At 73.1% G+C, this 18,212-nt stretch carries 15 protein-coding genes; 8 read left to right on the top strand and 7 right to left on the bottom strand.

The annotated features are described in order from the left end of the window. Nucleotides 1–89: 89 nt before the first annotated feature. On the top strand, nucleotides 90–1,220 hold the full coding sequence (locus tag LCD35_RS09640) for a DUF4192 domain-containing protein (protein ID WP_224966429.1): 1,131 nt from the start codon (nucleotides 90–92) through the stop codon (nucleotides 1,218–1,220). Nucleotides 1,221–1,309: 89 nt separating this feature from the next. Here LCD35_RS09640 and galE read toward each other — a convergent pair whose 3' ends face one another. Genes galE through LCD35_RS09625 form a run of 3 tightly spaced genes read right to left on the bottom strand, consistent with a single transcriptional unit; the run spans nucleotide 1,310 to nucleotide 4,206 of the window. After that, nucleotides 1,310–2,272, bottom strand: a complete 963-nt coding sequence (gene galE / locus LCD35_RS09635; RefSeq protein WP_224955379.1) for a UDP-glucose 4-epimerase GalE — start codon at nucleotides 2,270–2,272, stop codon at nucleotides 1,310–1,312. A gap of 60 nt (nucleotides 2,273–2,332) precedes the next feature. Further along, nucleotides 2,333–3,511, bottom strand: coding sequence for a galactokinase (galK, locus tag LCD35_RS09630; protein WP_224955380.1), 1,179 nt, complete (start codon nucleotides 3,509–3,511; stop codon nucleotides 2,333–2,335). Continuing rightward, on the bottom strand, nucleotides 3,508–4,206 hold the full coding sequence (locus tag LCD35_RS09625) for a metal-dependent transcriptional regulator (RefSeq protein ID WP_224955381.1): 699 nt from the start codon (nucleotides 4,204–4,206) through the stop codon (nucleotides 3,508–3,510). Before LCD35_RS09625 ends, galK begins: the two co-directional genes overlap by 4 nt. A 150-nt stretch (nucleotides 4,207–4,356) precedes the next feature. On the opposite strand from LCD35_RS09625, the gene LCD35_RS09620 reads away from it, so the two are divergent. The 5 genes from LCD35_RS09620 to LCD35_RS09600 all read left to right on the top strand — a co-directional run bounded on the left by LCD35_RS09620 (nucleotide 4,357) and on the right by LCD35_RS09600 (nucleotide 11,209). After that, a complete protein-coding gene (locus LCD35_RS09620; RefSeq protein ID WP_225044059.1) occupies nucleotides 4,357–5,208 on the top strand; it encodes a sulfurtransferase in 852 nt (283 codons plus the stop codon). A gap of 83 nt (nucleotides 5,209–5,291) precedes the next feature. Then, the gene (locus LCD35_RS09615; protein WP_225044058.1) at nucleotides 5,292–6,467 is read left to right on the top strand and encodes an acetoin utilization protein AcuC; all 1,176 of its coding nucleotides are present in this window, start codon (nucleotides 5,292–5,294) and stop codon (nucleotides 6,465–6,467) included. A gap of 84 nt (nucleotides 6,468–6,551) precedes the next feature. Beyond that, a complete protein-coding gene (locus tag LCD35_RS09610; RefSeq protein WP_225044057.1) occupies nucleotides 6,552–9,593 on the top strand; it encodes a bifunctional GNAT family N-acetyltransferase/acetate--CoA ligase family protein in 3,042 nt (1,013 codons plus the stop codon). Nucleotides 9,594–9,706: 113 nt separating this feature from the next. Next, on the top strand, nucleotides 9,707–10,606 hold the full coding sequence (locus LCD35_RS09605; RefSeq protein ID WP_225044056.1) for an alpha/beta fold hydrolase: 900 nt from the start codon (nucleotides 9,707–9,709) through the stop codon (nucleotides 10,604–10,606). 144 nt (nucleotides 10,607–10,750) lie between these two features. Next, nucleotides 10,751–11,209, top strand: coding sequence for a hypothetical protein (locus LCD35_RS09600; RefSeq protein WP_225044055.1), 459 nt, complete (start codon nucleotides 10,751–10,753; stop codon nucleotides 11,207–11,209). A 156-nt stretch (nucleotides 11,210–11,365) separates the two neighbouring features. Here the strand turns inward: LCD35_RS09600 and LCD35_RS09595 are convergent, their stop codons facing one another. Next, entirely contained in the window at nucleotides 11,366–13,018 is a 1,653-nt protein-coding gene (locus LCD35_RS09595) for a fumarate hydratase (RefSeq protein WP_225044054.1), read from the bottom strand. Between the two features lie 133 nt (nucleotides 13,019–13,151). Here LCD35_RS09595 and LCD35_RS09590 point away from each other — a divergent pair, with 133 nt between their 5' ends. Continuing rightward, nucleotides 13,152–13,865: a tyrosine-protein phosphatase gene (locus tag LCD35_RS09590; RefSeq protein WP_225044053.1), complete on the top strand. Its 714-nt coding sequence runs from the start codon at nucleotides 13,152–13,154 to the stop codon at nucleotides 13,863–13,865. A 235-nt stretch (nucleotides 13,866–14,100) separates the two neighbouring features. Here LCD35_RS09590 and LCD35_RS09585 read toward each other — a convergent pair whose 3' ends face one another. The 3 genes from LCD35_RS09585 to LCD35_RS09575 form a co-directional block, all read right to left on the bottom strand. Next, nucleotides 14,101–15,069, bottom strand: a complete 969-nt coding sequence (locus tag LCD35_RS09585) for a sigma-70 family RNA polymerase sigma factor (RefSeq protein ID WP_224955389.1) — start codon at nucleotides 15,067–15,069, stop codon at nucleotides 14,101–14,103. Nucleotides 15,070–15,472: 403 nt separating this feature from the next. Further along, a complete protein-coding gene (gene dtd, locus LCD35_RS09580; RefSeq protein ID WP_224955390.1) occupies nucleotides 15,473–15,898 on the bottom strand; it encodes a D-aminoacyl-tRNA deacylase in 426 nt (141 codons plus the stop codon). Then, the gene (locus tag LCD35_RS09575) at nucleotides 15,898–17,412 is read right to left on the bottom strand and encodes a methyltransferase (protein WP_224955391.1); all 1,515 of its coding nucleotides are present in this window, start codon (nucleotides 17,410–17,412) and stop codon (nucleotides 15,898–15,900) included. The genes dtd and LCD35_RS09575 overlap by 1 nt, the downstream gene beginning before the upstream one ends. 74 nt (nucleotides 17,413–17,486) lie before the next feature. On the opposite strand from LCD35_RS09575, the gene LCD35_RS09570 reads away from it, so the two are divergent. Continuing rightward, on the top strand, nucleotides 17,487–18,062 hold the full coding sequence (locus LCD35_RS09570; protein ID WP_224955392.1) for an HhH-GPD-type base excision DNA repair protein: 576 nt from the start codon (nucleotides 17,487–17,489) through the stop codon (nucleotides 18,060–18,062). The last annotated feature ends 150 nt before the right edge of the window (nucleotides 18,063–18,212 follow it).

Genomic DNA, 18,212 nt, shown 5'->3' with positions numbered 1-18,212 from the left:
CCGGGGAGTTCTTCCACAGGGCGCCGGTTCGTCCACAGATCTGAAATCCACCCTGCGGCGGCTCTGCCGGTTCTCCCGATGTTCTGGGTATGACCACTCCGTTGAACGCACGCATCCACCTCGGCGACGCGGGCGAGATCCTCGCCGCCGTTCCCCACCTGCTCGGGTTCACGCCCACCGATTCCCTGGTCCTGCTGGGCCTGCGCACCGAGGGAGACACCGGGACGTTCTGCCTCACGCTGCGGATCGACCTGCCACCGCCCGAACACCGCAGGTCGGTGATCGAATACCTCTCGGCCGGTCCGATGGTGCGGCGGGGCGCGACCCGCGTCATCGTCGTGGCCGTCGGACCGGGCGGGGGAGGTGGCCACGGCCCGCCGGACGGTGAAGCCGAGCCGTCCGCCGCCGACGCGGGCCCTGAACCGGACGGCGGCGCGCGACCCCTGTCGGAGCCCGAAGTGGACGAAGCGGTCCCGCACCGCGAGCTGATCCTGCTGCTGCGGGACGGATTCGCCGCGGCGGGCATCGACGTGCTGCACGAGATCTGGACCGACCGGCTCGTCGCGGGCAGCCCGTGGCGCTGCTACGACGACCCGCCCTGCCGCGGCGAGGTACCGGACCCGAAGCGCACCGCACTCGGCGCCGCGATGGCCGCGTCCGGCTCGGTCACCTTCGACAGCCGCCGCGAGCTGCAGGGCCTGGTCGCCCCCGAATCCGAGCGGACGACCGCCCGCTGGTCGGCCCGGCTGAACGGCATGCTCGACGACTCCGAGCGGGAGGGGGGCGACGTGCACGAGGACGTGGCCACCGCGCTCGCCGGGATCCGCCGGACGGCGGCGGGGGAGGCGCTGACCGAGGAGGACCAGCTGCGAATCCTGCTCGCGCTGAACGACCAGCGGGTGCGCGACCTGTGCCTCGGCGTGGCGCTGGGCGAGCAGGCGATGGCCGCGGAGCAGCTGTGGCTGAGCCTGGTGCGCAAGGCGCCGGAACCCGAGGTCGCCGACGTGGCCGCGCTGCTGGCCTTCTCCGCCTACCTGCGCGGCGAGGGGGCCTTGGCGAGCGTCGCGCTGGAGCGCGTGGAGGCCGCCCGGCCCGAGCACTCCCTGGGGTCCCTGCTGCGGCAGGCCCTCGAACGGGGCATTTCACCGAAGGAACTGGGCGAAGTGGCCAAGGACGCGATGAGCGACGCCCAGCTCATGATCGAAGCGGAGGAGTCCTGATGAGCGCCGCGATCCGGCACCGCTCGGCGGCGCGCCCGCGGCCGGGCCGGCCGGTGCCCGATCGCGCGGCGACCGGGCACCGGCGGGCGTCAGCTCTGCTCGCGGGCCCGGGTGAACTCCCAGGCATCGCGCACGATGACCGACAGGTCGGCCAGCTTCGGCTTCCAGGACAGTTCTTCGCGGGCGCGGTCGCTGGCGGCCACCAGCGTCGCCGGGTCACCGGCGCGCCGCGGTGCCACCGCCGCCGGGATGGGGTGGCCGGTCACCTCGCGGCAGGTTTCGATCACCTGCTGCACCGAGAAGCCGGTGCCGTTGCCCAGGTTGTAGATCCGGTGCTCGCCGGGCCGCGCGTTCTCCAGCGCCAGCAGGTGCGCGTCGGCGAGGTCGGTGACGTGGATGTAGTCGCGGACGCAGGTGCCGTCCTCGGTGGGCCAGTCGGTCCCGTACATCTGCACCTGCTCGCGCTTGCCCAGTGCGACCTGCAGCACGATCGGGATCAGGTGCGTCTCCACGGCGTGCCGCTCGCCGAACGAGCCGTGCGCGCCGGCAACGTTGAAGTAGCGCAGGCTCACCGCGCCCAGTCCGTGCGCCGTGGCGTAAGAGCTGATCGCGTGGTCGATGGCCAGCTTCGTCGCGCCGTAGGTGTTCGTCGGCCGGGCCGGGGCGTCCTCCGGGATCGGCACCACGTCCGGCTCGCCGTAGGTGGCGGCGGTGGAGGAGAACACCAGCCGCGGCGTGCCGTGCTCGCGGACCGCCTCCAGCAGCCGCAGCGAGGTGACCACGTTGCCCTGCCAGTACTTGTGCGGGTCCTCCATGGACTCGCCGACGAGCGACTTCGCCGCGAAGTGCAGCACGCCGTCGTACCCCTCGGCCAGCAGATCACCGGCCGCTTCCGCGATGTCGGCCCGCACGAAGGTGGCGCCCGGCGGCACCGCGTCGGCGTGTCCCGTCGAGAGGTCGTCGACCACGGTCACCTGGTGACCGTTCTCCAGCAGCCGTGCCGCGCACACGCTGCCCACATATCCCGCACCACCGGTGACGAGGAGCTTCACGGAGGTTCTGCCTTTCCTGGTACGTCCAACTCGAAGGCCCCGCCGTGCCGCGGGGCCGGATCAGCGGTCGCGGCCCGCTCCGGCGGCCGGAATCGCGGTGAACAGCCGCGGCGCCGGCAGGTCCTGCTCGGCGTAGGAGTCCAGCACGGCCTGCCCGATCGCCTCCCGGTCCTGCGCGCGCACCAGCGCGATCGCCGAGCCGCCGAAACCACCGCCGGTCATCCGGGCGCCCAGCGCACCGGCTTCCAGCGCGGCGTCCACCGCCACGTCCAGTTCCAGGCAGGAGATCCGGTAGTCGTCGCGCATGCTCACGTGCGAGGAGGTCAGCAGCGGTCCGATCGAGGCGAGCTCCCCGGCGTCGAGCGCGGCGACGGTGGACACCACCCGTTCGTTCTCGGTGACGACGTGGCGCACCAGGGGCCGCAGCTCCTCCGGCAGCACCTCGAGCGCGCCGTCGAGTTCCCCGATCGACACGTCGCGCAGCGCCTTGACCCCGAGCAGGTCCGCCGCGTGCTCGCAGCCGCGCCTGCGCTCGCCGTAGCCGGATTCGCTGTGCGAGTGCTTGGCGCGGGTGTCGATCACGAGCAGTTCGAGGCCGACGGAGGCGGTGTCGAACGCGATCTGCTCCAGCTCGCCGGAGCGCACGTCGAAGAACAGCGCGTGCGATTCGGTGCAGCTCAACGAGGCGGTCTGGTCCAGCAGGCCGGTGGGGGCGCCGACGAAGTCGTTCTCCGAGATCTGCACCCAGCGGGCGATGTCGGCGGTCGCCGGGGCCTCCGGCCCGTCGGCGGGGCGCCCGGCCAGGTCGAGCAGCGTGAGCGCCACCGCGCACTCCAGCGCGTGCGACGACGACAGCCCGGCCCCGGCGGGAACGTCGCCCGCGATGACCAGGTCCGCCCCGGGCACCTCGACGCCCTGCCCGCGCAGCGCCCACGCGACGCCGGAGGGGTATGCGGCCCACCCAGTCTGCGCGCCCGGCGCGAGCGCGTCCAGCGGGGTCGACTCGGCCCGGTGCAGCACGCCGTCGTCGCCCAGCGTGGCCACCGACAGCACTCCGTCGGTGCGCGGCGCGGCGGCCACGGCGATCCGGTGCGGCAACGCGATCGGCAGCACGAACCCGTCGTTGTAGTCGGTGTGCTCGCCGATCAAGTTGACCCGGCCGGGTGCCGACCAGGCGACCTCGGGAGCGCGTCCGTGCTCGGAGGTGAAGGCCTCGGCGGCGGTCTCGGCGGGGCTCACCGGGCGCGGACCAGGACGGCGTGGGCGATGCCGGGCGCGAGCTGGGTGCTGCCCTTGGGGCCGTTCACCTGGATCGGCTTGTTCACGCCGGTGACCGGCACGATCTCGATGTTCTCCGAGGGCATCAGGCCGACTTCCTTGAGCTCGCTCATCACGTCGGGGTCCAGCTGGACGTGCTCGGCGATCCGGCACACCACGGCCTGGCCGCCACCGTTGCGGGCGATCTCGTCGACCCGCTTCAGATCGGACTCACCGATCGCCGCGGTCGCCGGTTCGGCACCGAGCTCTTCGAGGCCGGGGATGGGGTTGCCGTACGGGGAGGTGGACGGGTTGCCGAGCAGCGCCACCAGCTTGCGCTCGACCGCCTCGCTCATCACGTGCTCCCAGCGGCAGGCCTCGTCGTGCACGTGTTCCCACTCCAGGCCGATCACGTCGACGAGCAGCCGTTCGGCGAGCCGGTGCTTGCGCATCACGCGGACGGCGCGGGTGCGGCCTGCCTCGGTGAGCTCCAGGTGCCGGTCCTCGGCAACGGTGAGCAGGCCGTCGCGCTCCATCCGGGCCACGGTCTGGCTCACGGTCGGCCCGCTCTGCTCCAGGCGTTCCGCGATGCGGGCGCGCAGCGGGACGACGCCCTCCTCCTCCAAGTCGTAAATGGTGCGAAGGTACATCTCGGTGGTATCGATGAGATCGTTCACGCTGGCTCCCCGATTTGCGGTCCCACCTGTGATTCTAGTCCCGGTGCCGTACCGCCGGTCGGTGGCTTCCGAGCAGGCGTTTCCGCCGCCGGAGCATGCTTTCGGCCCCTTTCCCGAGTCGTTCCGTCCCCGAGCAGTCCAGGAGGTCCGATGGATCCGCTGATCAGTGCAGACGATCTTGCCGAGTCGCTGGCGGGCGCGCGCCCACCGGTGCTGCTGGACGTGCGGTGGAGCCTGCTCGGGCCACCCGGCCGGGAGGACTACGAGCGCGACCACCTGCCGGGCGCGGTGTTCGTGGACCTGGACACCGAACTCGCGGCCCCTCCCGGCCCCGGCGGCAGGCACCCGCTGCCCGCCGCCGCGGATCTGCAGGTGGTGCTGCGGCGGGCCGGGGTCACCGCGGACCGCGAGGTGGTGGCCTACGACGCCGCCGACGGTTCCGCGGCGGCGCGGGCCTGGTGGTTGCTGCGCTGGGCCGGGCACCCGCGGGTCCGGGTGCTCGACGGCGGGTACCGGGCGTGGGTCGACGGCGGCCACCCGGTCACCGCCGAGGTGCCGGAGGTGGTGCCCACCGACTACGAGGTGGTGCCGGATTCGCTGCCGGTGATCGGTGCCGACGAGGCGGCCCGGCTGGCCGCGGAGGGGCGGCTGCTCGACGCCCGCGCCCCGGAGCGGTACCGCGGTGAGGTGGAACCGGTCGACCCGCGGCCCGGCCACATCCCCGGGGCGCGCAACGCCCCGTTCGCCGACAACGTGACCGCGGACGGGACCTGGCGGACGCCGGCGGAGCTGGCGCGTTCGTTCGGCGAGCTCGGGGTGGACCGGGAGACTCCGGTCGGCGCCTACTGCGGTTCCGGGATCACGGCCTGCTCCGCCCTGCTCGCCCTGGAGCACGCGGGGCTGAGCGGGCCGGGGAATCCGGCCGCGCTCTACGCGGGTTCGTGGTCGCACTGGTCGTCCGACCCGAACCGGCCGGCGAAGACGGGGGACGCTCCGGGCTGACGTCCGGGACGGCGAGCACGGCGGTGCCGCGGTGTGTCCCGGGGCACTGTGAGCGCCGCCACGGGCCGGGTAGCGTCCGGCGCATGGGCAACCAGTGCGCGGTGGTGTGGGACGAGTCGGTCCTCGGCTACGACCTCGGTGGTGAGCACCCGCTGCACCCGATCCGGCTGGACCTCACGATGCGGCTGGCCAGGTCGCTCGGGGTGCTGGACGGCGTGACGCCGGTGCCGCCGCGGCCGGCCACCGACGAGGAGCTGCTCCGCGTGCACCGCCCGGACTACCTGGCGGCCGTGCGCGCCGCACCGACCGCGGCCTGGGACATCGGGTACGGGCTCGGCACCGAGGACAACCCGATCTTCGACCGGATGCACGAGGCCTCGGCGCTGGTGGCCGGAGCGTCGATCACCGCGGCCGAGCAGGTCCTGTCCGGGAAGGCCGACCGGGCGGTGAACCTCGCCGGCGGGCTGCACCACGCGATGCCGGAGCGGGCCGCCGGGTTCTGCGTCTACAACGACTGCGCCGTGGCCATCGCCTGGCTGCTCGACCAGGGCGTGGAGCGGGTCGCCTACGTGGACGTGGACGTGCACCACGGCGACGGGGTGCAGAAGACGTTCTACGACGACCCGCGGGTGCTGACCGTCTCGCTGCACCAGCACCCGATCACGCTGTGGCCGGGCACCGGCTTCGCCACCGAGACCGGCGGCCCCGGGGCGGAGGGGACCGCGGTGAACGTGGCGCTGCCGCCGGGTACGGGAGACGCGGACTGGTTGCGGGCGTTCCACGCCGTGGTGCCGTCGCTGCTGGATGAATTCCGCCCGCAGGTGCTGGTCACGCAAGCCGGAGCCGACGCGCACCGGGAGGACCCGCTCGCGGACCTGGCGATGTCGTTGGACGGCCAGCGCGAGAGCTACCGCGCGCTGCGGGACCTGGCGGAGCGGTGCGCCGGTGGCAAGTGGGTGGCGCTCGGTGGTGGTGGCTACGCGCTGCACCGGGTGGTGCCGCGCAGCTGGACCCACCTGCTGGCGACCGCGCTGGACCGGGACCTGGATCCGGCGACGGCGTTGCCGCCGGAGTGGCTGGCGCACGCCCTGCGGGTGGCGGGGAACGTTCCGCTGCCGACATCGTTGACTGATGGGGAGGACCCGACCTTCGTACCCTGGACCGGGGTGACCGAGTCCACGGTGGACACTGCGATCCGGGATGCGCGGCACGCGTTGTTCCCGTTGCACGGTCTGGACCCGGCCGATGTCCGCGACTGACCTCGGCGGCGCACGCGCACCCGCACCGGCGGCGCAGTGCGCCCGGCCTGCTCGACGCCGGTGCGGTTGAGAGGGTGCTGGCTGATGGGCGGGTCGAAGCGACGCGGGACGAGCGGCGGCGGTCGTGCGGCCGCGGACCGGGGCGGTGCTCGGCCGGAGCCCGGCCGGCGGGCGGACCTCGGGACGGGCGACCAGCGGCCGGACCAGTCCAAGCCCGACCAGCCCGGCTCAGCCGACCAGCGCACCCCGCCCGACCAGCCCGACCAGCCCGACCAGCCCGACCAGCCCGGCAAACCCGGCAAACCCGGATCGCCCGACCAGCCCGGCCGGGCGGAGCAGCCCGCCCAGCCGCGCCCAGCCGGCCAACCCGCCTCGGCGGCCGACGCCGCCCCGTCCGGCCAGCCCGCCCGTCCCGGCGAGCCGCCCCGCGCGGGTCAGCGAGGCGACTCGGACCGGCCGGATGCGCCGCCCACCGGCGACGGCAAGCCGTACCCGCGCAGCTGGGAGGCCGACGTCGTGCTCTCCGACGGCGGCACCGTGCACCTGCGGCCGATCTCACCGGACGACGCCGACCAGCTGATCTCGTTCCACAGCAGGCTCAGCGACCGCACCCGGTACTTCCGCTACTTCGGCCCGTATCCGCGGATGCCGAAGCGGGACGTGGAGCGGTTCAGCACCGTCGACCACCGGGACCGGGTGGCGCTGGTGGCGCTGCTGGGCGACGACATCGTGGCGGTGGGGCGCTTCGACCGGCTCGACGACCAGGACTCGGCCGAGGTGGCGTTCGTGGTGCAGGACCAGCACCAGGGCCGCGGCCTCGGTTCGATCCTGCTGGAGCATCTGGCGGCGGCCGCCCAGGAGCGCGGGCTGCGCCGGTTCGTCGCGGAGGTCCTCGCGGAGAACTCGGCGATGGTGCGGGTCTTCCGGGACGCCGGCTACCAGGTGCGGCGCGCGATGGAAGAGGGCGTCGTGCACTTGGAGTTCGACATCGACCCCACCGAGGAGTCGCTGGCGGTGGCCAGGGCCCGGGAGCAGGCTGCGGAGGCGCGCAGCGTGCACAACCTGCTGCACCCGCGGTCGGTGGCGGTGATCGGCGCCTCCACCGACCACCGCAAGATCGGGCACGCGGTGCTCGTCAACCTGCTGACCGCGGACTTCGCCGGCCCGGTGTACCCGGTGAATCCGGAGCACCGGGCGGTCCGCGGCGTGCGGGCCTACCCGTCGGTGCTGGACATCCCGGACGACGTGGATCTGGCGGTGGTGGCGATCCCGGCGGCGGGCGTGGACGAGGTGCTGGACGCATGCCTGGCCAAGGGCGTGAAGGCGCTGGTGATCGTCAGCTCCGGGTTCAGCGAGTCGGGACCGGACGGTCGCGCGATCGAACGCCGCATGGTCCGCGCGGCGCGCGTGCACGGCATGCGGGTCGTCGGCCCGAACGCGCTGGGCGTGGTCAACACCGATGCCGGCTACCGGCTCAACGCGACCTTGGCGCCGCGGTTGCCGGGGTCCGGGCGCACCGGGTTCTTCTGCCAGTCGGGGGCGCTGGGCGTGGCGATCCTGGCGACCGCGACCGAGCGGGGCCTGGGCCTGTCCACGTTCGTCTCGGCGGGCAACCGCGCCGACGTCTCGGGCAACGACCTGCTGCAGTACTGGCAGACGGACCCGGCGACGGACGTGGTGCTGCTGTACCTGGAGTCCTTCGGCAACCCGCGCAAGTTCGCCCGGCTGGCCCGGCGGTTGGCCCGGACCAAGCCGATCGTGGTGGTGAAGTCGGGCCGCAACGCGGTGCGCCCCGGGCTCGCGGCCACATCGGTGCAGGTGGACGAGACGAGCGTGCAGGCGCTGTTCGAGCAGGCCGGGGTGATCCGCGTCGAGTCGGTGGCGCAGATGTTCGACACGGCGCTGCTGCTGGCCCACCAGCCGCTGCCCGCGGGGGAGCGGGTGGCGATCGTCGGCAACTCCTCGGCGCTGGGCATGCTGGCGGCGGACGTCGCGCAGGCGGAGGGCCTGCGGCTGGCGGGTGAGCCGGTGGACGTCGGCGCGTCGGCGAGCCCGGAGGAGTTCGCCGCCGCGGTGCGCGCGGCCGCGCTCTCCGACGACGTGGACGCGCTGGTGACGGTGTTTGTGCCGCCGGTCGCGGTGCCGGGCACCGCTTACGCGAGGGCGTTGCGGGAGGCCTTGCAGGAGGCCGCGGTCGCGGCGACGAAACCGGTGGTCACGACGTTCCTGGCCGCCGAGGGTGTGCCGGACGAGCTGGCGGTGCCGGGGCCGGACGGTTCGGCTGGCTGGGGTTCGGTGCCGTCCTACCCGAGCCCCGAGCGGGCGGTGCTGTCGCTGGCCAGGGCGACGCGCTACGCGCGGTGGCGGGCCGCGCCGCAGGGGCACTTCGCCCGGCCGGAGGGCATCGCGCCGGAGCGGGCGCGGCGGCTGGTGGAGGCCTCGCTCGGGGACGGTGAGGTGCGGCTCAGCGACGAGCAGTCGGTGGAGCTGCTGGGGCACTACGCGATCGAGCTGGTGCCGTTCCGCCGGGTGTGCAACGAGGCGGACGCGGTGGCCGCGGCGACCGAGCTCGGTTTCCCGGTGGTGTTGAAGGCCGCCGACGACCAGTTGCGGCACCGCGCGGACCTGGTGGGCGTGCGGCTGGACCTGGTGAACGCGGACGCGGTGCGGGCGGCGTACGCGGACCTGCTGCGGGTGTCGGACACCGCGGAGGTGTACGTGCAGAACATGGCAGGGCGCGGGCATTCCTGCGTGATCGACCTGATGGACGACCCGTCGTTCGGCACGCTGGTCTCGTTCGGACTGTCCGGTGTGGCCAGCGAACTGCTGGGGGACAAGGCGTACCGGGCGGTTCCGATGACCGATGTGGACGTGGCGGCGCTGGTGCGCTCGCCGCGCGCGGCACCGCTGCTGGCGGGCTACCGGGGTGATGAGCCCGCGGATCTGGCGGCGCTGGAGGACCTGGTGCTGCGGGTGGCGACGCTGGTGGAGGACCTGCCGGAGGTGCGGGAGCTGACGTTGCAGCCGGTGCTGGCCTCGGCGCTCGGCGTGCGGGTGACGGGAGCGCGGATCAGCGTGGGGCGTTCGGCCGCGGTGCCGGACACGGGTCCGCGCAGGCTGCGCTGATTCCGCGGCGGGGGTCCGCGAGTCCGGGGCGGGATCGCGGACCGCGCGCCTGACTCCCGGCGCCCACCTCGTTATTCTGTGCGCGCTGAGGAAGCGAGGACGGGAGCCCGGGAATGGCCGACCTGACGTTGACCGAGCTGGGCGAGCTGCCCGCGGGCGAGCACCGGCTGACCGTCCGCGCCTGCGCCGCCGAGGACCCGGCCGCCCCGGCCGTCGTCCTGCTGCCCGCGATGGGCGTCCCCGCCTCCTACTACCTGCCGTTCCTGCGCGAGCTGCACGAGCGCGGCTGCACGGTGGTGAGCGTCGATTGGCGCGGCCAGGGCACCGCGCCGCCGCGCGCCGACCGCAAGATCCGCTTCGGGTACCAGGACCTGGTGGACGACGCCGCCGCCGTCGTGGACCTCGTGGCGCGCGAGTTCCCCGCCGCGCCGCGCTTCCTGGTCGGGCACAGCCTCGGCGGGCAGATCGCGCTGCTGCTCGCCGCCGCGGACCCGAGCCGGGTGCGGGGGGTGACGCTGCTGGCCTCCGGTTCGGTGTGGTTCCGCAGCTTCCCCGGAATGCAGGGCTGGAAGAACCTGGTGGCGACCCAGTTCGTCGCCGCGGTGAGTTCGCTGCTCGGCTTCTGGCCGGGGGAGCGGCTCGGGTTCGGCGGCCGCCAGCCGGCCGGGATCATGGCGGATTGGGCCCGCCAGGGGCGCACCGGCCGCTACCGCCTCGGCGGATCGGACTTCGACTACGAGCGGGCGTTGCGGGAGCTGGACGTCTCGCTGCTCACGGTGAGCGTCGAGGGCGACGAGCTGGCCCCCGCGTCCTCAGTGGATCACTTGGCGGCGAAGGCGGTGGCGGCGCCGCGCACCCGGCGGCACTACTCCTGCGAGGTGGCGGGCGCGGCGAAGCTCGGCCACTACGCGTGGGTGTACACCAGCGGGGTGCTGGCGGACTGGATCACGGGCTGGGCGGCAGCGGCGACCGGGACCACCCGGCCCGGTTCCGCAGGTGCCGACGTGCGGTGAACTCGGACCGGTTCGACGCGGACCGTTCACAGTGAATGCTCCTGACCAGCGAAAACGGTGGCCCTAGCGGCGGATTCCACAGTGTCCGCCCAAAAGATCCCGGATCCGCGCAACCCGGCGCGGACCGGGCTCCGTCTACCGGGCATGAAACGCCTACACACCACAGTGGGCGCGGGCGTGCTGCTCCTCGCTTTCACCGCCTGCGCCGGACAGCAAGAAGACGTCGGATTCGGCGGGCAGCCGCCCGCCCCTGAGCCGGCCGCCCCGGTGCAGCCGAAGCCCGAGCAGGAACGAACTCCCGTGCCGGAGAACCTGATCAAGGCCGAGAGCCAGTCCGGGACCACGGTGCCCCGGGTGTGGACCCAGGACGGCGGTTCGGCCGTCGTCACCAACGGCCAGGAAGGCGGTTGCAGCAAGGTCCACGCCGAAGTCGCCGACCAGAACGCCCAGCAGGTGAAGGTCGTGCTGGTGAACGAGACCCCGGATCCGCCGGGGATCTGCACGATGGATCTGCGCTACCCGCCGGTGGCCGTCCAGTTGGACGAGCCGCTGGGCGAGCGCACCGTCGTGCTCGAAAAGCGCGAGGTGAAGGTTCCGCGTTGATGAGTTCGACGTGCTGACCTGCGCTTCGCAGGCACTTCTCCCGTAGGAGGTGGGGCTCCTACGGGAGAAAGTGCGTGTCCCCCCACTGTGGTGTGCCACGGCCGGCGGTTCCCGGAAGGGAGCCGCCGGCCGTCGCCGTTGCGGGGGCCTCGTTTCTCAGCGGGCGAAGGAGATCTGCAGCGTGGGCTGCGTCGAGTCCGCGAAGAAGTCCTCCCCCTTGTCGTCGACGACGACGAACGCCGGGAAGTCCTCCACCTCGATGCGCCACACCGCTTCCATGCCCAGCTCCGCGTATTCCAGGACGTCGACCGACCGGATGCAGTCCTGCGCGAGCCGCGCGGCGGGGCCGCCGATGGAGCCGAGGTAGAACCCGCCGTGCTCGCGGCAGGAGGCGGCGACCTTCGACGAGCGGTTCCCCTTGGCCAGCATGACGAGCGAGCCGCCGGCCGCCTGGAACTGCTCCACGTAGGAGTCCATCCGCCCCGCGGTGGTGGGCCCGAAGGAGCCGGAGGCGTAGCCGTCCGGCGTTTTCGCCGGCCCCGCGTAGTACACCGGGTGGTCCCGCAGGTACTGCGGCATCGGTTCGCCCGCGTCCAGCCGTTCGGCGATCTTGGCGTGCGCGATGTCGCGGGCGACGACGAGCGGTCCGGTCAGCGACACCCGGGTCTTCACCGGCAGCTTCGAGAGCTCCGCGCGGATCTCGGCCATCGGCCGGTTCAGGTCGATGCGCACCACGTCGCTGGACAGCTGCTCGTCGCCGACTTCCGGCAGGTACCGGGCGGGGTCGCGTTCGAGCTGTTCGAGGAACACGCCCTCGGGAGTGATCTTCGCCTTGGCCTGGCGGTCGGCGGAGCAGGACACGGCGACGCCGACGGGAAGCGAAGCGCCGTGTCGGGGCAGCCGGACGACCCGCACGTCGTGGCAGAAGTACTTGCCGCCGAACTGGGCGCCGATGCCGAACTGCCGGGTCATCTCCAGCACTTGCGCTTCGAGTTCGACGTCCCGCAACGCGTGCCCGGACGGGGAGCCTTCGCGGGGCAGGCCGTCGAGGTAGCGGGCGGAGGCGAGCTTGGCGGTCTTGAGGTTGTGCTCGGCGGAGGTGCCGCCGACGACGATCGCCAGGTGGTAGGGCGGGCAGGCCGCGGTGCCCAGCGAACGCAGCTTCTCCTCCAGGAACCGGGCGAGCCGCGTCGGGTTCAGCAGCGCCTTCGTCTCCTGGTAGAGGAAGGTCTTGTTGGCGCTGCCGCCACCCTTGGCCATGAACAGGAACTCGTAGTGCGGGTCGGTGCCCGCCTTGTTGTACAGCTCGATCTGGGCCGGGAGGTTGCTGCCGGTGTTGCGCTCCTCCCAGAAGTTCAGCGGCGCCATCTGCGAGTACCGCAGGTTCAGCTCCTGGTAGGCGTCGAACACGCCGCGTGCCAGCCGCTGCTCGTCCTCGCCGCCGGTGAGGATCGTCTCGGTGCGCTTGCCGATGACGATGGCGGTGCCGGTGTCCTGGCACATCGGCAGCACGCCACCGGCGGATACGCAGGCGTTGCGCAGCAGGTCGGTGGCGACGAACCGGTCGTTGGCGCTGGCCTCCGGGTCGTCGACGATGGCCCGCAGCTGCGCGAGGTGCGAGGAGCGCAGCAGGTGCTGGATGTCCTTGATCGCCGCGCGCGCGCGCGCGGTCAGCGCCTCGGGCGCCACTTCCAGGAAGCGCCGCCCGGCGGCTTCCACGGTGCGGATGCCCTCGGTGGTGAGCAACCGGTAGTCGGTGTCGTCCGGACCGAGCGGAAGGATCTCGGTGTGGTCGAACGTGGTGGTCACGACGCCGCTCCTTTGCGCGTTCGGGAATGCGGTGACGTTAACGCAACGGCGCGCGGAGCCGGACCGGGTCTGTCGGCAGCGGGCGGGCACCTGCGAGGCTGTCGGACGGTAACCGAGCCGATGGGAGACGCCCTTGTCCACGACGGATCCGACCTCCGAGGCCCTCGACGGGTTGGTCAACCTGCGCGATCTCGGCGGATTGCCCGCCGAACCGGGGACCACCCGGGAGGGGATCGTGCTGCGCAGCGACGCCCCGCGCGCGGGGGACCGGGACCCGGAGGACGTGGCGTGGCCGCCGCGGCTGGTGCTGGACCTGCGGGACGCGTCGGAGCTGAACGGCACCGCGCACCCGCTGGCGCAGGTGGCGGAGGTGCACCAGATCGAGCTGCTCGCGGGCATCCACTCCACTGAGGTGGCGCATCCGCTGCCGGAGCTCTACCAGCTGGCGCTGCGGAACGCGGCGGACAAGCTGGTGCGGGTGTTCCGCCTGGTGCTGGCGGCGGAGGGGCCGGTGCTGGTGCACTGCGCGGCGGGCAAGGACCGCACCGGCGTGGTCTCGGCGATGCTGCTGAGCGCGGCGGGAGTCCGGTCGGACGCGATCATCGCGGACTACGTGCGGACGGACCGGAACATGTTCCGGGTGCTGCAGCGTCTGGAGATGGCGCCCGCGTTGCCGCCGGACGTCAGCGAGGAGGACGTGCGGCACCTGATCTCGACGCCGGTGGAGGCGATCGAGGGCGTGCTGGCGACGTGGGCCGAGCACGAGGAGCACGCGGCGGGCTGGTTGCGCGCGCACGGCGTGACGGCGGACGAGATCGACCGCTGGCGCCGCAAGTTCCGCGACTGAACGGGGGCCGGCCCGGACACCGGGTCGCCCGCCGCACGGACGGCCCTGCCGCGGCCCGCCCGGAGCACGGTCGGCCCCGGAGCACGGACGCACCCGGTGCGTGTGACGGGCGCGGACAGGGCGAGAGGCCGGACCTGCCTCGGTGGGCGAGTCCGACCTCCCCTGGGATGCGCCCGGCCGGTCGCCCGGCCGGACGCGCACGTCCGTTCCTTCGGGTCGCCGCGGGTGCCGAGCGTCAGCTGGCGTAGGCCCGCAGCCGGTCGGCGCGGTCGCCCTGCCGCAGCTTGGACATGACCTCCCGCTCGATCTGGCGGACCCGCTCGCGGGAGAGCCCGAAGGCCTTGCCGATCTGGTCCAGGGTGCGCGGCTGGCCGTCGTCGAGGCCGTAGCGCATCCGGATCACCGACTGCTCCCGCTCCTCCAGCGTGCCCAGCACGCGGCGCAGGTCGTCCTGCAGGAAGCCGGAGATCACGGCGTTCTCGGCGTCGGCGGACTCGGCGTCCTCGATGAAGTCGCCGAGCGGGGCGTCCTCCTCGGCGCCGACCGGCATGTCCAGACTCACCGGGTCCCGGGAGTGGTCGAGCAGGTCGGAGACCTTCTCGGGGGTGAGCCCGCTCTCGGCGGCCAGTTCCTCGTCGGTCGCCTCGCGGCCCAGCTTCTGGTGCAGGTCGCGCTTGATCCGGGCCAGCTTGTTCACCTGCTCGACCAGGTGGACGGGCAGCCGGATGGTGCGGGACTGGTCCGCCATGCCGCGGGTGATGGCCTGCCGGATCCACCAAGTGGCGTACGTGGAGAACTTGAAGCCCTTGGTGTAGTCGAACTTCTCCACCGCGCGGATCAGCCCGAGGTTGCCCTCCTGGATCAGGTCCAGCAGCGGCATGCCGCGGCCGGTGTAGCGCTTGGCGAGGCTCACCACCAGCCGCAGGTTGGCCTCCATCAGGTGGTTCTTGGCCGACTGGCCGTCGCGCACCACCGCCCGCAGGTCGCTGCGCCGCTCGGGCGAGATCTTGCCGTCCGTCTCCAGCATGTGCTTCGCGAAGACGCCCGCCTCGATCCGCTTGGCGAGGTCGACCTCCTCCTGCGCGGTGAGCAGCGCGGTCCGGCCGATGCCGTTCAGGTAGACCCGCACCAGGTCGGCCGAGGGGCCCTGGTTGTCGAGGTCGGCGTCGGTGGCGGTCATGGTGTTGGTCTGCGGGACGGTCATTGAGCTCCCTCCCTGACGGGCTGGCTTGCGGGGCGTGCCCACGGCGCGGACTGGCGCTGTGGAGGACGCGTACGCTCGGTGTTGCGGGCCGAATGCCACGCCGTCCGGATGTGACGGTTGTGCTGTCTGGTGTCGTGCTGTCGGGTCGGAGTGGTGCGTGTTCACGACGTGCCTCGTGTGGTTCCGGTGCGAGAACGGCCGTTCTGATCGGAACTCCACTCGACTCGCCGTCGAGCCGCCGCGTTGCGGTGGCGGCTCGGTGGACCGGGCTGTCGAAGCTTGGATACCTGGAAAACGAACGCACCCTTGAATTCGTTCCCGAACTGCTCGACCGTGAGACGTCGCGGCGGTCACATCCGTTGCTCCGCGAAGTCTGAGGATCAGCTGAGAACCGGCGTTACATTCACACGTCGATCAACAACGTGAATGGCCCGTCGTTGACGCTGTCCACTTCCATCATCGCGCCGAAGCGCCCGGTGGCCACCTGCGCGCCCCGCTCCCGCAGGCGTTCGACGACCTCCGACACCAGTGGTTCGGCCTGCTCAGGGCGGGCCGCCTCGGTCCACGACGGGCGGCGTCCCTTGCGAGTCGAGCCGTAGAGGGTGAACTGGCTCACCACCAGCAGCGGGGCTCCGGTGGTGGCGCAGGACTCCTCATCGCGCAACGCCCGCATCTCGTGCAGTTTGCGCGCCATATTCGCCGCCTGTTCGGAGCCGTCGGAATGGGTCACGCCCAATAGCACCAGCAGACCGGGTTCTTCGATCTTGCCGACGGCCTCCCCGCCGACCCGGACCGAGGCCCGCGTGACCCGGCTGACCACCGCCCGCATTACTCGCCGCCTGCCCATTCCGCCGGGATCACCATTCCGTGCCGCACCAGTTCCCGCAGCACCGGCACCGCGGCGCGGGAGAGCTCCGCGGCGTCCTCGCCCGCGCCGAGCGCGAGCAGCTCCACCAGGTCCCGCACCGGCAGCGCGCCCTGGCAGCCGGCGAGCAGCCGCACGCCGAGCTCGTCGATCTCGTGCTGCCAGCCTGGGCCGTCGGTGCGGTGCAGCCGGTGCACGAAGCGCTCCCAGCCCTCCTCGCCGTGCGCGGCGACCTCCTCCAGCACCGTCGAGGGCGCGGTGACCAGCCGCGCGTCCAGCAGCCCGTCGCCAGAGCCGTGCTCGCGCAGCCACGCCACCCGGCGCAGCCAGCCGTCGCTCTCCGGACCCAGCGGGTCGTCGAAGGCCTGCCGGAGGTCCTCGCACACGACCTCGCCGCGCTCGGCGCCGCTGCGGCGCAGCGTGACGAACCCGAAGCCGACGCCGTCCACGTCGTTGGCGTCGAACCAGTCCAGCCACTCGGCGGCCTTGCGCCTGCCCGCGGGCGAGCGCGGGTCGAACCCGGCGTCGCGCAGCCAGGTGCCGACGTACAGCGCCGGATCGGCCACGTCACGCTGCGCGAACCAGGCGTCCACCCCGCCCGGCGGCAGCCAGCGCGCCACCCGGTCTTGCCAGTCCTCGCCCTTGCGGTGCAGCCAGGAGGCCAGCAGCTGCCCCGTGCCGCCCTCGTCGAGGAACGACGGCAGCTGGCGCACCACCAGCGCGCTCGCGTCGTCCCCGGCGAGCCCGGAGTCCCGGTACACGTAGTCGGTGCGCGGCGGGCCGACCACGAACGGCGGGTTGCACACGATCTGGTCGAACCGCCGGCCGCGCACCGGTTCGAACCACTCGCCTTCGGCGAGCTCCACGTCGATCCGGTTGAGCCGGAACGTGGCCGAGGCCAGCGCCAGCGCCCGCGCGGACACGTCGGTCGCGGTGACCCGCTGCGCGTGCGTGCTGGCGTGCAGGGCCTGCACGCCGCAGCCGGTGCCCACGTCCAGCACCGAGCCGACCTGCCTGCGCGAGGTCGCCCGCACCAGGCTCAGCGAGGCGTGCCCGACCCCGAGCACGTGGTCGACGCCGGTCGCCCAGCCCTCCGGGCGCAGGTCGGCGTCGAGGTCGGAGATCACCCACCACGAGTCCTCGCCCGCGCTGTGCGGGCGGATGTCCAGCGCCGCGCGCAGCGCATCGCCGTCGGCGGCCAGCACGCCACCGGCGACCGCGTCGGCCACCGGCAGCGGCCGCAGCGCCGCGGCCACCTCGGCGGCCGGTTCGGCCTCGCCGAGCAGGAACAACCGCACCAGCGTGCCCAGCGGCCCGCCGTCCGCGGTCGCCCGCAGCGCGGGGACGGGTTCGCCCCGCCCGAGCGCGGCGTGGGCCTGCGGCCCGAGCAGGTCCACCACGCCGTCGGCGTCGTAGCCGACCTCCTGGAAGGCGGCGCGGAGGCGGTCGAGGACGTCGTTCGAGAGATCCGGAATCACGCGCCCGATCCTCACACGCCCCGCGGAACGGCCTGCGCAGGGACGCGCGGAACCCCGCGTGCGATCCTGACCGCATGAGCCGGACGCTGCACCTGACCCAGAACGCCGAGGCCGACGCGCTGCTCTCGGAAGATCCGCTGGCGTTGCTGCTCGGGATGCTCCTCGATCAACAGGTGCCGATGGAGTGGGCCTTCGCCGGCCCCAAGGTCCTCCTTGATCGCCTCGGCGAGCTCGACGCCCGCGGCATCGCAGCGATGGACCCGGAGGAGTTCGCGGCCACCTGCGCCACCCCGCCCGCGATCCACCGATTCCCCGGCTCGATGGCCAAGCGGGTGCAGGCGGTGTGCGCGTACCTGGTGGAGCACTACGACGGCGACGCCGAGCGGATCTGGACCGACGGGGATCCGGACGGGGCCCGGGTGCTCGCCCGGCTCAAGGCCCTGCCCGGGTACGGCGACCAGAAGGCGCGGATCTTCCTGGCGCTGCTCGGCAAGCAGTGGCAGGTGCACCCGGACGGCTGGCGGGAGGCCGCGGGCGCCTACGGGGATCCGGACGCCCGCCGCTCCATCGCCGACGTAGTCGACCAGGAGACCCTGGACGAGGTCCGCTCCTGGAAGAAGGCCCAGAAAGCAGCCGCCAAGAAGAAGTGATCCGGGGCTTCGAACTCGGGTCGGGTAGGGCTCGGGTGGCGGAACCTCAGCGGGGGGGGGGGGGGGGGGGGGGGGGGGGGGGGTTGGGGGGGGGGCGGAGGGAGGAAATAAGCGCAAGCAGGCCCGCGCGCGCGCGCCCCCGCCGCGAGG

This window comes from Saccharopolyspora sp. 6V (assembly GCF_020176785.1).
In the GTDB taxonomy this organism is placed as follows: domain Bacteria; phylum Actinomycetota; class Actinomycetes; order Mycobacteriales; family Pseudonocardiaceae; genus Saccharopolyspora_C; species Saccharopolyspora_C gregorii.
The sequence above is the reverse complement of the archived record's forward strand: the minus strand, read 5'-3'. Positions and strand labels throughout refer to the sequence as shown.